Genomic DNA, 13623 nt, shown 5'->3' on the forward strand with positions numbered 1-13623 from the left:
ATGGCAAGGGAAGCGATGATCGCAAGAACGACGAACGAGACGAGCATTCAGTTATCGTTTTCGTTGGATGGCGAAGGGAAGGCGGAACTGGAAACGGGCGTGCCGTTTTTAACCCATATGCTCGATTTGTTCGCCAAGCACGGCCAGTTCGATTTGCACATTGAGGCCAAAGGCGACACGCATATTGACGACCACCATACGACGGAAGACATCGGCATTTGCCTCGGGCAGGCGATCAAGGAAGCGCTCGGCGACAAAAAAGGAATCAAGCGGTACGGCAACGCGTTTGTGCCGATGGATGACGCCTTGGCGCAAGTTGTGATCGACTTGAGCAATCGCCCGCATTTTGAGTTTCGCGGCGAGTTTCCGGCAGCGAAAGTCGGCGCGTTTGATGTCGAACTCGTGCATGAGTTTTTATGGAAACTGGCGCTTGAAGCGCGGATGAACTTGCATGTCATCGTCCATTACGGGCGCAATACGCACCATATGATCGAAGCGGTGTTTAAGGCGCTCGGGCGGGCGCTCGATGAAGCAACGATGATCGACCCGCGCGTCAAAGGCGTTCCGTCGACAAAAGGGATGCTGTAGCCGATGGAGTGGGGCGCCCCCCGTGGGGAAAGAGTTCCGCAGGCGCAGGAAAGGCGGTCGGATCGAGGCAGCGCTTCCTGCGGGAAAAGCTCCATGGATGCAGGAAAGGCGACCGGATGCCAAGGAGAGGTTTGCACATGGAAGGAGCGCCGTAAAAAAGCATGCCGCCATACCGTTGTTCATTGAACAAGGGGATGGGCATGGATCAGGGAAGAAAGGAATGGGATGACGATGATCGGGATCATCGACTATGGCATGGGCAACTTATACAGCGTCAGCAAAGCGCTCGAGCGGCTCGGCTGTCCGTATGTCCTAAGCGGCGACAAAGAGGAGCTCGAGCAGGCGCGCGGGCTGATTTTGCCCGGTGTCGGCTCGTTTCGCGATGCGATGCACATTTTAAATGAGACAGGCCTAGCTGCTTTCATCCGTTCGGCGGTTGAAAACGGCACGCCGCTGCTCGGCATTTGTTTAGGGATGCAGCTGTTGTTTGACGAAAGCGAAGAAAACGGGCCGACAAAAGGGCTTGGCTTGCTTCGCGGCCGCGTCGTCCGCTTTCCGGGCGTCACGAAAACCGGCGAGCCATACAAAGTGCCGCACATGGGCTGGAACCGGCTCCGCTTTCATCGTCCGTCGCCGCTCCTTCGTGGCGTCGAGGAAGGGCATGTCTATTTTGTCCATTCGTATTATGTCATTCCAGGGGATGAGGACGTCGTGCTCGCGAGCAGTGAATATGACGTTGATGTTCCGGCGGTCGTCGGGCGCGGCTGTGTGTTTGGCACACAGTTTCATCCGGAAAAAAGCGGTGCGGTCGGCATGAGCATCTTGAACAATTATGTCGGCATCGCCACGGGAAGGGGGAACGGCTGATGGCGGCGTTTACGATTTATCCGGCGATCGATATGCGCGGCGGCAAGTGCGTCCGCCTGCTGCAAGGCGATTACAACAAAGAAACGGTGTACGGCGATTCGCCGGTCGCGATGGCCGAGCAATTCGCCGCTCAAGGGGCGGAGTGGATTCATATGGTCGATTTGGACGGAGCGAAAGAAGGGCGCCGCGTCAACGACCGGTTTGTCATTGAAGCGGCCCGTCGTCTTTCCGTCCATGTGCAAGTGGGCGGCGGCATCCGGACGGAAGAGGATATCGTGCATTATTTAGAAAATGGGGTCGCCCGCGTCATTTTAGGAAGTGCGGCCATTTCCGACCCGCCGTTTGTGAAAAAGATGCTCCAAAAATACGGCCGCCGCATCGTGATTGGCATTGACGCCCGCGACGGCTTCGTGGCGACGGAAGGGTGGCTTGCGACGTCGAACGTCAAGGCGGAAGAGCTCGGGCGGATGCTCGCTGAGGCGGGGGCGGAGACGTTTATTTTCACCGATATTGCGACCGATGGCACGCTGTCGGGCCCGAACATCGCCGCCGCGGTCCGGTTGGCCGAGGCGACGGGAAAAGAAGTGATCGCTTCTGGCGGCGTCAGCTCGCTTGACGATTTGCGCGCGCTCTGCCAATATGCTGGACAAGGCATCGGCGGCGCGATCGTCGGCAAGGCGCTTTATACGAATCAGTTTACGCTCGCGGAAGCGCTCAAGGCGGTGAACGAGCGATGATCACGAAGCGCATCATCCCGTGCCTCGATGTGAAAGACGGGCGCGTCGTCAAAGGAGTGCAATTTGTCCAGCTGCGCGATGCCGGCGATCCGGTGGAGCTCGCGAAGGCGTACGATGAGCAAGGGGCGGACGAGCTCGTGTTTTTGGACATTTCCGCTTCCCATGAAGGGCGGAAAACGATGGTCGATGTCGTCGAGCGCGTCGCCGCCCAGCTAGCGATTCCGTTTACGGTCGGCGGCGGCATCCACTCGCTTGAGGATATGAAGCGGATGCTTCGCGCCGGGGCCGACAAAGTGTCGCTCAACACCGCCGCGGTGCTCCATCCGACCTTGATCACCGAAGGGGCGGACTTTTTCGGCTCGCAATGCATCGTCGTCGCCATTGACGCGAAATACGATGAAACGCTTGGTTCATGGCGCGTCTATACGCACGGCGGCCGCAACGCCACGAACTGGGAAGTCGTCGCTTGGGCGCAGGAAGCGGTCCGTCTTGGCGCCGGGGAGATTTTGCTGACGAGCATGGACGCGGACGGCGGCAAAAACGGTTTTGATATTGAGTTGACGCGGCGGGTGAGCGAAGCGGTCCCGGTTCCGGTCATCGCCTCGGGCGGCGCCGGCAAGGCGGAGCATTTCCTCGAAGCGTTCGAAAAAGGGAAAGCAGACGCGGCGCTCGCGGCATCGATTTTCCATTACAAAGAAACGTCAGTCGGACAAGTGAAAGCGTACTTGAAAGAAAAAGGGGTGAACGTGCGATGACGGCGGACATTCGCTTTGATGAAAAAGGGCTTGTACCTGCCATCGTCCAAGATGCGCAAAGCAAGGAAGTGCTCACGCTTGCCTATATGAACAAAGAGTCGCTTAAAAAAACGCTGGAGACCGGAGAAACATGGTTTTACAGCCGCTCGCGCCAAGAACTATGGCATAAAGGGGCGACATCTGGAAACGAGCAGCGCGTTGTCGACATCCGCTACGACTGCGACGCCGACGCTCTGCTCGTTCTCGTCGAGCCGGCCGGCCCGGCTTGCCATACCGGGTCGTATTCCTGTTTTTCCCGCTCGCTGGACGGCGCGGCGCGCACGCCGGCGGCCGACCGGTTTGCCATTTTGAACGAGTTGGAACAGATCATCGCCCAGCGCGACGCCGAACGGCCGGAAGGGTCGTACACGACGTACTTGTTTGAAAAAGGCGTCGATAAAATTTTGAAGAAAGTCGGCGAAGAAGCGGCGGAAGTCATCATCGCGGCGAAAAACCGGAGCCATGACGAATTGAAATGGGAAGCGGCCGACTTGTTGTACCATTTGCTTGTGCTGTTGCGCGAACAAAAGCTGCCGCTTGACGCGGTGCTTGCGACGCTTGCCGAGCGGCACGCGCAAAAGGTGGAAGCGAGCGACAAAAAATAACAAGATGGTTAGGTGAGAAAAAGGAACGTCTGCCATCGCGCCGGCGTTCCTTTTTTGCACGGAAAAACCGCATTCCTAAAGTTTCTTGCTTGTTTTCGCCGCCGATATGGTATACTGTTGTTCGACGAATTTTACGGACGACGGAGGACAGAATGGGAAAACAACTGAAGCGATCATCACGAAAAGCGACGATTGTACCGTTCATCCAAAGCGGAGATTACTTTTTTAAAAAAGGAATGAAAGCATACGACCGAGGCGATTTGGAAAAGGCGAGGAAATATTTTGAGCGCGCCGTCCGTTTGGATGAGCGCGACGCCTCATTCGCCTTGCAGCTTGCCCTTGTGCTGTCGGAGCTTGGTGAATATCAATTTTCCAATCAATGGCTGTTCAAAATTATCCATGATTTGGACGAAACGATGTACGACTGTTTGTATTTTTTGGCGAACAATTTCGCCTGCCTCGGCTTGTTTCGTGAAGCAAGGCAATACGCGGAACGTTATTTGGCGCATGAGCCGGCCGGAGAGTTTGCCGACGATGCTGCTGACTTGCTTGAGCTGCTTCGGCTCGATGGCTCGGAATGGACGGAAGAAGAGGAGCAGCTGATGGTGCTGGAGGATCGGGCCCGCCGTTTGCTTGAGGAGGAGCGGTTTGCGGAAGCGATTGAAGCGCTTGAAGCGCTCGTCGTGCGCTATCCGGACGTTTGGTCGGCGCATAACAATTTGGCGCTTGCTTATTTTTACAGCGGCGATGTCGACAAAGCGAAACAGAAAGTGCGTGAAGTGCTCAAACGCGATCCCGGCAATTTGCATGCGCTTTGCAACGCGCTTGTCTTCGCCTATTACTTGCGTGAGGAAGAACAGGCGGCCGCGCTTTGCGAGACGCTGGCCGGTTTGTATCCGTTTTTTCGCGAGCATCAATACAAGCTCGGGGCGACATTCGCGCTTGTTGGGCGGTTCGATTTGGCGTTCCGTTGGCTGCACCGTTTGTATAAACAAGGCTTTGGCGGTGATGGGCCATTTTATTATTGGCTCGCTTGCGCTGCCTACTATACTGGCCATGAGCCGCTCGCTCGGCAAATGTGGGAGGTGCTTGCCACCCTCCATCCCGAAAAACGGGGTGAGGAGCCGTGGGCCGTTTCAGCGCCGGTGGATGAGGCGCTTATCCGCTTGATGGCTTGGCTGGAGGGCGACGAGCTGGCCGACCGTCTGTACGGATTGTACTTGTTCAGCCGCTCGCCGCAGGCGAAAGAGCCATCGATGTCGCTTGCGGTATGCCGCCTCTTGCCGTCCGATCCCCGTCTGCGCCCGTTTATCGACTGCTTTTTGTTCGGCTTAACCGACGGCCCGTCCGCTTGGGCGGCGAACATCGGCCGCATGGTCGATGCGCTTTCGGCGCATAATGAGGAAAAGGAAGCGCTCTGCCGCTTCGCCTTCGCGATGGTCGTCCATCCGTCGGCTGATCGCGAGCCATTTGCGAACGGAGCCGCGTGGGCGGCGGCGATCGAATACATGTGGCGCCGACAGCAAGGAGAGCGTGTGACGCAAAGAGAGATGGCGGCCAAATACGGCGTGTCGGCGTCGACGGTGCAAAAATACGTGCAAAAAGCGCGCCGGCTCTATACATGAGCAAATCAATAGACAGGGCGAATCGACTTCTATACGATGAAAATGGAATGATTCTCAAGCGAGGGAGTGGACGGTGTGGCAGACGAAAAAATTTACGATGTCATTATTGCCGGAGCCGGGCCGGCTGGGCTGACGGCGGCTGTCTATACATCGCGCGCCAATTTGTCGACGCTGATGATCGAGCGCGGCGTTCCGGGCGGGCAGATGGTCAACACTGAGGAAGTCGAGAACTATCCCGGCTTTGAAACGATTTTAGGCCCGGAATTGGCGGCGAAAATGTTTGAGCATGCGAAAAAATTCGGCGCGGAGTACGCATACGGCGATGTGAAAGAAATCATCGACGGCGAGGCGTACAAAACGGTCATCGTCGGCGATAAAGAGTACAAGGCCCGCGCGGTCATCATCGCCACCGGAGCGGAATATAAAAAACTCGGTGTACCGGGTGAAGCGGAGCTCGGCGGCCGCGGCGTTTCGTACTGTGCGGTGTGCGACGGGGCGTTTTTCAAAGGAAAAGATTTGGTCGTCGTGGGTGGGGGCGACTCGGCGGTCGAAGAGGGCGTTTATTTGACGCGGTTTGCCAATAAAGTGACGATCGTTCACCGCCGCGACAAGCTGCGGGCGCAAAAAATTTTGCAAGACCGGGCGTTCGCCAATGAAAAAATTGATTTCATCTGGAACCATACGGTGAAACAAATCAACGAAAAGGACGGAAAAGTCGGCAGCGTGACGCTTGTGCATACGCAAACAGGCGAGGAACGCGAATTTCCGTGCGACGGCGTTTTCATTTACATCGGGATGGTGCCGCTCTCGAAGCCGTTTGCCAATCTTGGCATCACGAATGAAAACGGCTATATCGTCACGAACGAAAAGATGGAGACGAAAGTGCCGGGCATTTTCGCCGCCGGTGATGTGCGGGAAAAAACGCTCCGGCAAATCGTGACGGCTACCGGCGACGGCAGCATCGCCGCGCAAAGCGCCCAGCATTACGTTGAGGAACTGAAAGAAAAGCTCAATAAGCAAGGGGTCAGCTGATCCGGTAACCAAATCGCAATCAAATCGTAATGGTTATTTAACCCAGATGTAACACGGGCGCAACACATTTGTCGTATGCTATAAGTAAGTAATTGACCCCCTTTTATATAGATCCTTTTTGGCGCGGGCGTTTGTCCGCGTCTCTTTTTTCTTTGCCTGCGCGCTTGCATCCTGCCGCCCCGCTCGAAACGGCGGGGGATGGCGTCTTTCGGCTGGAAGCGGAATGTTGGGCCCCCGAGGTTTTTGCAGACGGGAAGCGGACGGTTTCCAGCGGTTTGAAGGTGGAGCGGCCTAACTATTTATGGTAAAATAAAGATGATTATGTGCGTGTTTGCGGATGGTTGGGGTGAACGAATTGCAACGGGTGACAAACTGCGTATTATATAAAGACGGCCAAGTGCTGCTTTTGCAAAAGCCGAGGCGCGGCTGGTGGGTCGCTCCGGGCGGGAAAATGGAGCCCGGCGAGACGGTGCGTGAAGCATGCATTCGTGAATACCGGGAAGAGACGGGCATTTATTTGAAAAATCCAGAGCTGAAAGGCGTCTTTACGATCGTGATGAAAAATGGGAATGAAACGGTGTCGGAGTGGATGATGTTTACGTTTTTCGCCGACGACTTCATTGGTGAAAACGTGCCGTCTTCCGAAGAAGGGACGCTTGCTTGGCATCAGGTGGAGACGCTTTCGACGCTGCCGATGGCCCCTGGAGACTATCATATTTTGGATTACGCCTTGAAAGGCAAAGGGGTCATGTACGGGGTGTTTGTCTATACAGAGGAATTCGAGCTGCTTTCATATCGGCTCGATCCGAGCTGATGGAGAGGAGGGGCGGAGATGGGACAAAACGGGGCGCTGCAGCCGATTCAGCTCGTCATCATCACCGGTATGTCCGGCGCGGGAAAGACGGTGGCGATTCAAAGCTTCGAAGACCTCGGCTTTTTTTGTATTGACAACTTGCCGCCGACGCTACTGCCGAAATTTTTGGAGCTCGTCAAAGAATCCGGGAATAAAATGAACAAAGTCGCCCTTGTCATGGATTTGCGCAGCCGCGACTTTTTCGATCATTTGTTCGCCGCGCTCGATGAGCTGGCTGAGCAAGCGTGGGTCATCCCACAGGTGTTGTTCTTGGACGCCCAAGATTCGACGTTGGTGGCCCGCTACAAAGAAACGCGGCGGACGCATCCGCTTGCGCCGAACGAGCCCCCGCTTGAAGGAATCCGTTTGGAGCGGAAGCTGCTCGAAGAACTGAAAGGGCGGGCGCAGATCATTTACGATACGACGGGGCTCAAGCCGCGCGAGCTGCGGGAGAAAATCATCCGCCAGTTCTCATCGCACGCTCAATCCGGGTTTACCATCAACGTCATGTCGTTTGGGTTTAAGTACGGCATTCCAATTGATGCAGATTTGGTGTTTGACGTCCGCTTTTTGCCGAACCCGCATTACATTGAACATATGCGTCCGAAAACCGGGTTGGATGACGACGTATCGTCCTACGTGCTCAAGTGGGGGGAAACGCAAAAGTTTTTGGAAAAGCTCATTGACTTGTTGTCGTTTATGCTGCCGTATTACCAGCGCGAAGGAAAAAGCCAGCTGGTGATCGCCATCGGCTGCACGGGCGGGCAGCACCGTTCGGTGGCGCTCGCAGAATATATCGCCCGCCATTTTTCAGATGATTATAAAACGGTTGTCTCGCACCGGGACATGGAGAGGAGAAAGGACATACACCGATGAGAAACGAACGAGCAGCGAAACTGGTCGTCATCGGCGGCGGCACCGGGCTTCCCGTCCTGCTGAGGGGGCTGAAGCAGCATGAATTGGATTTGACCGCCATTGTCACCGTCGCCGATGATGGAGGGAGTTCCGGGCGGCTGCGCGATGAGCTGCACATTCCGCCGCCCGGGGATGTCCGCAACGTATTGGCCGCGCTGTCTGACGTCGAACCGCTCATTGTCGAGCTGTTCCAGCACCGTTTTCAAAACGGCAACGGCTTATCCGGCCATTCGCTCGGCAATTTGATTTTGGCGGCGCTCACATCGATCACCGGCGACTTTGTGAAAGCAATCCGTGAGATGAGCAAAGTGTTGAACGTGCGCGGCCAGGTGCTGCCGGCAGCGAACAAGAGCGTCGTTTTGCACGCGGAGATGGAAGACGGTTCCATCATCTCTGGCGAGTCAAAAATCCCGAGTGCGGGAAAAAAAATTAAGAGGGTGTTTTTAACGCCGGAAGACATTGAGCCGCTGCCGGAGACGGTTGATGCCATCCGCCGCGCCGATTTGATTGTCATCGGGCCGGGCAGCCTATACACAAGCATCTTGCCGAATTTGCTCGTGCCGAAAATCGGGCAGGAAGTATGCAAGGCGAAGGCGAAAAAAGTATATATATGCAACATTATGACTCAGGCCGGCGAGACGCCGCACTATACGGTGAGCGACCATGTGGAGGCGCTTCATGCTCATCTTGGCGGCCCGTTTTTGGACGCGGTGATCATCAACAGCGGAGCGATCCCGGAAGCGATCCGCCGCCGCTACGAGGCGGAGCGGGCCGAGCCGGTGCGTGACGACAGCAGCGGGCTTTCGTTGCAAGTCATCCGCGACGATATTGTCACGTACGAGGATGGGGTCATTCGCCATAATACGGCGAAAGTCGCCGCCCTTCTTCTCGGGCTTCTCCCTCACCGTTAAAGGCGGGACCCGAGTAGGCCGCAAAGCGCCATTATGGGCGGTGATGCTCCCGATGGCCGCGCCGAAAGTCAGGCACCTCCAACCGGCCGGATGCGGGGAACGAATGGAGGTGGAGCGATCGTGTCTTTTGCATCGGAAACGAAAAAGGAATTGACCCATTTAGAGGTGAAGCCTTGCTGCTTGCGCGCGGAGCTGTCGGCGCTTTTGCGCATGAACGGTTCACTGTCGTTTTCCGGCGGGCGAATGGCCATCGATGTCCAGACGGAAAATGCGGCGATCGCTCGGCGCATTTATACGTTATTGAAAAAGGGCTACGATGTCGCCGTCGAGCTGTTTGTCCGCAAGAAAATGCGCTTGAAAAAAAACAACGTCTACATCGTCCGCGTGACCGACGGTGCGGCTTCTTTGCTTCGTGAACTTCACATTGTCAACGGCGATTTTTCGCTCATCCATGACATTTCCCCGGAGCTCGTCAAGAAAAAATGCTGCAAGCGCTCGTATTTGCGCGGCGCGTTTTTGGCCGGCGGTTCGGTCAACAACCCGGAGACGTCGTCCTACCATTTGGAGATTTTTTCGCTGTATGAGGAGCATAACCGGGCGTTATGCGAATTGATGAACAGCCACTTTTTTTTAAATGCGAAAACGTTGGAACGGAAAAAGGGGTTTATTACGTATTTAAAAGAGGCGGAAAAAATCGCCGAGTTTTTGAACATCATCGGCGCCCATCAAGCGCTGCTCCGCTTTGAGGACATTCGCATCGTCCGCGATATGCGCAACTCGGTCAACCGGCTTGTCAATTGCGAAACCGCCAATTTGAACAAAACGATCGGCGCTGCGCTTCGCCAGGTGGAGAACATCCGCTACATCGACGAGACGATCGGCCTTGATTCACTGCCGGCCAAGCTGCGGGAAATCGCGAAACTTCGCATCGAGCATCAAGACGTGACGCTGAAAGAGCTCGGCGAGATGGTTGCCGGTGGAAAAATCAGCAAATCCGGCATCAACCACCGGCTGCGCAAAATTGATGAGATCGCGGAGCGGCTGCGGGCTGGAAAGCCGGTCGATTTCCATAAATCGCTGTAAAGGGGAGATGGAGAATGGTGGAAAAACAAGTGGAAGTGAAATTAAAAACCGGGCTGCAGGCGCGCCCGGCGGCGTTGTTCGTCCAAGAAGCGAACCGTTTTTCCGCTGATGTGTTTTTGGAAAAAGACGGAAAACGGGTCAACGCGAAAAGCATTATGGGCTTGATGAGCCTCGCCATCGGCCATGGAGCGGTGATCACGCTCATTGCCGACGGTCCGGATGAGCAAGAAGCGATCGAAAAGCTCGCCGCCTATGTGCAAAAGGAAAAGTAAAGCAGCGTGTGGGGCTGGCGGGGAAAGGAATGGAAAAGGCTGCTCCGTTTTTGTCGGAAGCAGCCTTTTTTCGTCAATGTCGGTGCAGGCGCAGCTCTATAGCGGTTCTACCAACGTGTGCATGCCTTATTTTTCATCAGCGCGCGTCAGCACGCGGTCAATGATGCCGTATTCCATCGCTTTTTGCGCGGTCATAAAGTTGTCGCGGTCCGTATCGCGCTCGATCACTTCGATCGGCTGGCCGGTGTTTTCCGATAAAATGCGGTTCAATTTGTCGCGCAAGAACAAAATGCGCTTCGCTGCGATTTCGATTTCCGTCGCTTGCCCTTGGGCGCCGCCGAGCGGTTGGTGGATCATGATTTCACTGTTTGGCAAGGCGAACCGTTTCCCTTTCGCACCGGCGGCAAGCAAAAACGCCCCCATGGAAGCGGCCATGCCGATGCAAATTGTCGATACGTCCGGTTTGATGAACTGCATCGTGTCGTAAATCGCCAGGCCAGCTGTGATCGAGCCGCCCGGGCTGTTGATGTACAAGGAAATATCTTTGTCCGGGTCTTCCGCCGCCAAAAACAACAGCTGCGACACGATCGAGTTGGCCACTTGGTCGTCGATCGGGCTGCCAAGGAACACGATTCGGTCTTTCAATAAGCGCGAATAAATGTCGTACGCCCGCTCCCCGCGGTTCGTCTGTTCGATGACAGTCGGAATCAAATACATCAAAAACGCCTCCTTTTCCATCCTAATGGATCAATATGTACGCCTTAATCATACACGAATGGTCAATGAAGGTCAAACAAAACGACCTTCCCCATTCTTTATAACATATTCGCGGCTGGCGGCAAACATCCCTTTTTTCATCATAACCGCTTTTTCGTTTTTTTAACCTGTTGCCCCGTTGATGGGGGAAGGAACAAAGGTGCAATTTTTCCTGCTTTTGATGGCATTTTTCCTCTTGCATTTTTGCGCGATCCTGCTATAATAGAACATGCGACGGAACGAAATAGAGAAATCATGAACTTCCATGCCCTCGTAGTGTAGTGGATAGCACGAGAGATTCCGGTTCTCTTAGCGTGGGTTCGAATCCTGCCGAGGGCGCTACTTGTATCCGACCTGTTCGGATCGGAATTCCTAAACTCCTTGATACGACCGCGTTTGCGGTCGTTTTTCATTTTTTGGGAATCCCGAAAAAAACGATAGAATCCGAAAAAATTTTGCACGAATTTTGCACGGCTATTTGGTACGATCCAGTTCCGCCATCGCGAGATCGACCTGCCGGGATTCTTTTTGTTCCATCTCATCTAAAATATGCGAGTACGTTTGCAGAGTAGTGACAATATGGCGGAACAGGAAACGAGTTTGGAGCAGCTGGCTTCGATTCGGTTTCGCCAACCGTCGATCACGATTCGGACTTTGTCCGCAGACAAAGCGTATGGCGCCACGGAGTATCTGGAAGCGCTCTTTCTTCATCCAGACTACAGTTTTTTGTTTTTTGTCGTGTAAATGCCACTAATAAGTGAAAGGTGCAAACCGAATCCTCCTTCCGTTGCGTCACCCGATTGGGCGGCGCTGTAGGTGAGGTGATACACGTGTAGAAGTTGCACGAGGTATTGAACGATAACAAAAGCTAAACCACATGAAGAAAAAGGACGGAATGACCTGGGGCGACTGGATGGAGATCATGGGGTCCGGCGCGATACGTATAAACGAGTGCGCGGGGCGGTGAGGAGGAAATGGGAAGGAATAAAGACCCTTAGGTTAAAAAACATATACTTGGTATATGGTTGTAATCCTGCCGAGGCAAAACAGCCGCCTAGGCGGCTGTTTTTCTTTTAGATCAGCAGCGGACGCGCCGCTTTCCTCGAGAGGGTTCCCAAATCAAGGGCTCGGGCGGGGCATTGGGTTTTTTCGTCTGAACAGGCGCCGGTTCGGGCGGTCGCCAAGGCCGCTTTCCGCCGTCAAAAATTTCTCCTACCCCCTCCCGCTCCCGTTGTGTACAATAAAAGAAAGGGAGGCGTGACGATGAGGGCGGAGTTATGGCAAGAGCAGCGGCTGCAGTTGTCGCTGACAAAGGAACTGGTGCAGGCGATTGAACTGTTGCAATATTCCGCAGTGGATTTGGAAGCGTTTTTATATGAACAGTCGCTGGAAAACCCGTTTTTGGAAATTCGCCGCACCCGGGTGCGGCAACGGCCAAGCCGGACAGAAAGAGACCAAAAGCAATGGCTCGAGAACATTGGCGCCCGCGCAGAGACACTTGTTGGCCATTTGCTTTCTCAGCTGCCTGCGTTGAAGCTGGCCGATCGGGAAGAGCGCATCGTCCGTTATCTCATTGCCTCGCTCGATGAGGATGGCTATTTGCGCGTGCCGCTTGCCGAGCTGGCGGCGCGGTTTTCCGCATCGGAACAAGAGATGGAACGGGGGCTGCGCCTTGTGCAGTCGCTCGACCCGCCGGGAGTCGGCGCCCGCGATTTGGCGGAATGCCTCTTGCTGCAGCTTGAACGTCTTCCTGAGCGCGACGAGCTGGCGGAAACGATCGTCCGTTATCATTTTGTTCCTTTTGCGGAAAAGTCGTGGAAAACGCTGGCCAAGCAGCTTGGCGTCAGCCTTGGCGAACTGCAGCGCGTCTTCGAGCTCATTCGCACACTCGAGCCGCGGCCGGGCATTCACTATTCGAGCGAAACGCCGCCTTTGGTCGTGCCGGATGTCATCGTCACCCGCGGGGCGGATGGAGACTGGATGGCCGCCTATAATGATGACATCCATCCGGAGCTCGGATGGAATCGGGATTACGAGCGGCGCATCGCCGCATCCGGCGACCGGCATGCCGAACAGTTTATCAAAGAAAAATATCGGCAGTTTACATGGCTCGCGAAAAGTTTGGAGCAACGGAAACAGACGCTGCTCCATTTGACGGCCGTCATCATCGACCGCCAGCGCTCGTGTTTGGAGTTTGGGCTTTCGGCGCTCAAGCCGATGACGATGCGCGAGGTGGCCGAGGAGCTCGGCGTTCATGAATCGACGGTGAGCCGCGCGGTCCGGCATAAATATGTGCAAACGCCGTTTGGCACCGTGGAGCTGCGCCGCTTCTTTTCGAACGCCGCGACGGCCGCAGGAGATGAAGCGGCATCGTCCGCCCGCGTGAAAGCGATCATGGAGGCCCTTATTTCCGAGGAAGATCGGCGGGCGCCGCTGTCTGACCAACAGCTTGCTGATTTGCTTCGCGATCGATACGGCATCGCCATTTCGCGCCGCACGGTCGCCAAATACCGCGAGCAGCTGCGCATCCCGTCTTCGGCAAAGCGGAGGCAATATATCGGCCTGCCGTAACGGGCGGCCAATCG

General features: G+C 55.3%; 15 protein-coding genes and 1 tRNA gene. 15 read left to right on the forward strand and 1 reads right to left on the reverse strand.

Annotated elements, in window-relative coordinates; translation table 11 throughout:
• The 12 genes from hisB (at position 1) to ACVBDQ_RS02795 (ending at position 10282) form a co-directional block, all read left to right on the forward strand.
• Entirely contained in the window at positions 1-588 is a 588-nt protein-coding gene (gene hisB / locus ACVBDQ_RS02740; RefSeq protein ID WP_042381731.1) for an imidazoleglycerol-phosphate dehydratase HisB, read from the forward strand.
• Between the two features lie 225 nt (positions 589-813).
• Positions 814-1455: an imidazole glycerol phosphate synthase subunit HisH gene (hisH, locus tag ACVBDQ_RS02745; RefSeq protein ID WP_014196729.1), complete on the forward strand. Its 642-nt coding sequence runs from the start codon at positions 814-816 to the stop codon at positions 1453-1455.
• Positions 1455-2192: a 1-(5-phosphoribosyl)-5-[(5-phosphoribosylamino)methylideneamino]imidazole-4-carboxamide isomerase gene (gene hisA, locus ACVBDQ_RS02750; protein ID WP_014196728.1), complete on the forward strand. Its 738-nt coding sequence runs from the start codon at positions 1455-1457 to the stop codon at positions 2190-2192. Before hisH ends, hisA begins: the two co-directional genes overlap by 1 nt.
• Complete coding sequence (hisF, locus tag ACVBDQ_RS02755; RefSeq protein WP_011232541.1) at positions 2189-2947, forward strand: imidazole glycerol phosphate synthase subunit HisF; 759 nt, start codon at positions 2189-2191, stop codon at positions 2945-2947. The genes hisA and hisF overlap by 4 nt, the downstream gene beginning before the upstream one ends.
• A complete protein-coding gene (gene hisIE, locus ACVBDQ_RS02760) occupies positions 2944-3591 on the forward strand; it encodes a bifunctional phosphoribosyl-AMP cyclohydrolase/phosphoribosyl-ATP diphosphatase HisIE (protein WP_020279446.1) in 648 nt (215 codons plus the stop codon). Before hisF ends, hisIE begins: the two co-directional genes overlap by 4 nt.
• A 152-nt stretch (positions 3592-3743) precedes the next feature.
• Positions 3744-5216 carry a tetratricopeptide repeat protein gene (locus ACVBDQ_RS02765; protein WP_069304507.1) on the forward strand — a complete coding sequence of 491 codons (1473 nt, stop codon included), beginning with the start codon at positions 3744-3746 and terminating at the stop codon, positions 5214-5216.
• Between the two features lie 75 nt (positions 5217-5291).
• Positions 5292-6248, forward strand: coding sequence for a thioredoxin-disulfide reductase (gene trxB / locus ACVBDQ_RS02770; protein WP_011232538.1), 957 nt, complete (start codon positions 5292-5294; stop codon positions 6246-6248).
• A gap of 337 nt (positions 6249-6585) precedes the next feature.
• Positions 6586-7062, forward strand: coding sequence for an NUDIX hydrolase (locus ACVBDQ_RS02775; RefSeq protein ID WP_014196721.1), 477 nt, complete (start codon positions 6586-6588; stop codon positions 7060-7062).
• Positions 7063-7080: 18 nt separating this feature from the next.
• Entirely contained in the window at positions 7081-7977 is an 897-nt protein-coding gene (gene rapZ / locus ACVBDQ_RS02780) for an RNase adapter RapZ (RefSeq protein ID WP_011232536.1), read from the forward strand.
• A complete protein-coding gene (locus ACVBDQ_RS02785) occupies positions 7974-8927 on the forward strand; it encodes a gluconeogenesis factor YvcK family protein (protein ID WP_011232535.1) in 954 nt (317 codons plus the stop codon). Before rapZ ends, ACVBDQ_RS02785 begins: the two co-directional genes overlap by 4 nt.
• A gap of 120 nt (positions 8928-9047) precedes the next feature.
• Positions 9048-10010: a DNA-binding protein WhiA gene (gene whiA / locus ACVBDQ_RS02790; protein ID WP_011232534.1), complete on the forward strand. Its 963-nt coding sequence runs from the start codon at positions 9048-9050 to the stop codon at positions 10008-10010.
• Between the two features lie 14 nt (positions 10011-10024).
• The gene (locus ACVBDQ_RS02795) at positions 10025-10282 is read left to right on the forward strand and encodes an HPr family phosphocarrier protein (RefSeq protein WP_011232533.1); all 258 of its coding nucleotides are present in this window, start codon (positions 10025-10027) and stop codon (positions 10280-10282) included.
• A gap of 126 nt (positions 10283-10408) precedes the next feature.
• Here the strand turns inward: ACVBDQ_RS02795 and clpP are convergent, their stop codons facing one another.
• Complete coding sequence (gene clpP / locus ACVBDQ_RS02800) at positions 10409-10999, reverse strand: ATP-dependent Clp endopeptidase proteolytic subunit ClpP (RefSeq protein WP_011232532.1); 591 nt, start codon at positions 10997-10999, stop codon at positions 10409-10411.
• Between the two features lie 306 nt (positions 11000-11305).
• Here clpP and ACVBDQ_RS02805 point away from each other — a divergent pair.
• The 3 genes from ACVBDQ_RS02805 to rpoN all read left to right on the forward strand — a co-directional run bounded on the left by ACVBDQ_RS02805 (position 11306) and on the right by rpoN (position 13609).
• A tRNA-Arg gene (locus ACVBDQ_RS02805) sits at positions 11306-11377 on the forward strand.
• Positions 11378-11617: 240 nt separating this feature from the next.
• Positions 11618-11782, forward strand: coding sequence for a hypothetical protein (locus ACVBDQ_RS02810; protein ID WP_014196720.1), 165 nt, complete (start codon positions 11618-11620; stop codon positions 11780-11782).
• A gap of 519 nt (positions 11783-12301) precedes the next feature.
• The gene (gene rpoN, locus ACVBDQ_RS02815; protein ID WP_033026234.1) at positions 12302-13609 is read left to right on the forward strand and encodes an RNA polymerase factor sigma-54; all 1308 of its coding nucleotides are present in this window, start codon (positions 12302-12304) and stop codon (positions 13607-13609) included.
• Positions 13610-13623 lie beyond the last annotated feature (14 nt).

The sequence above is a fragment of the Geobacillus sp. CCR genome (assembly GCF_052906625.1).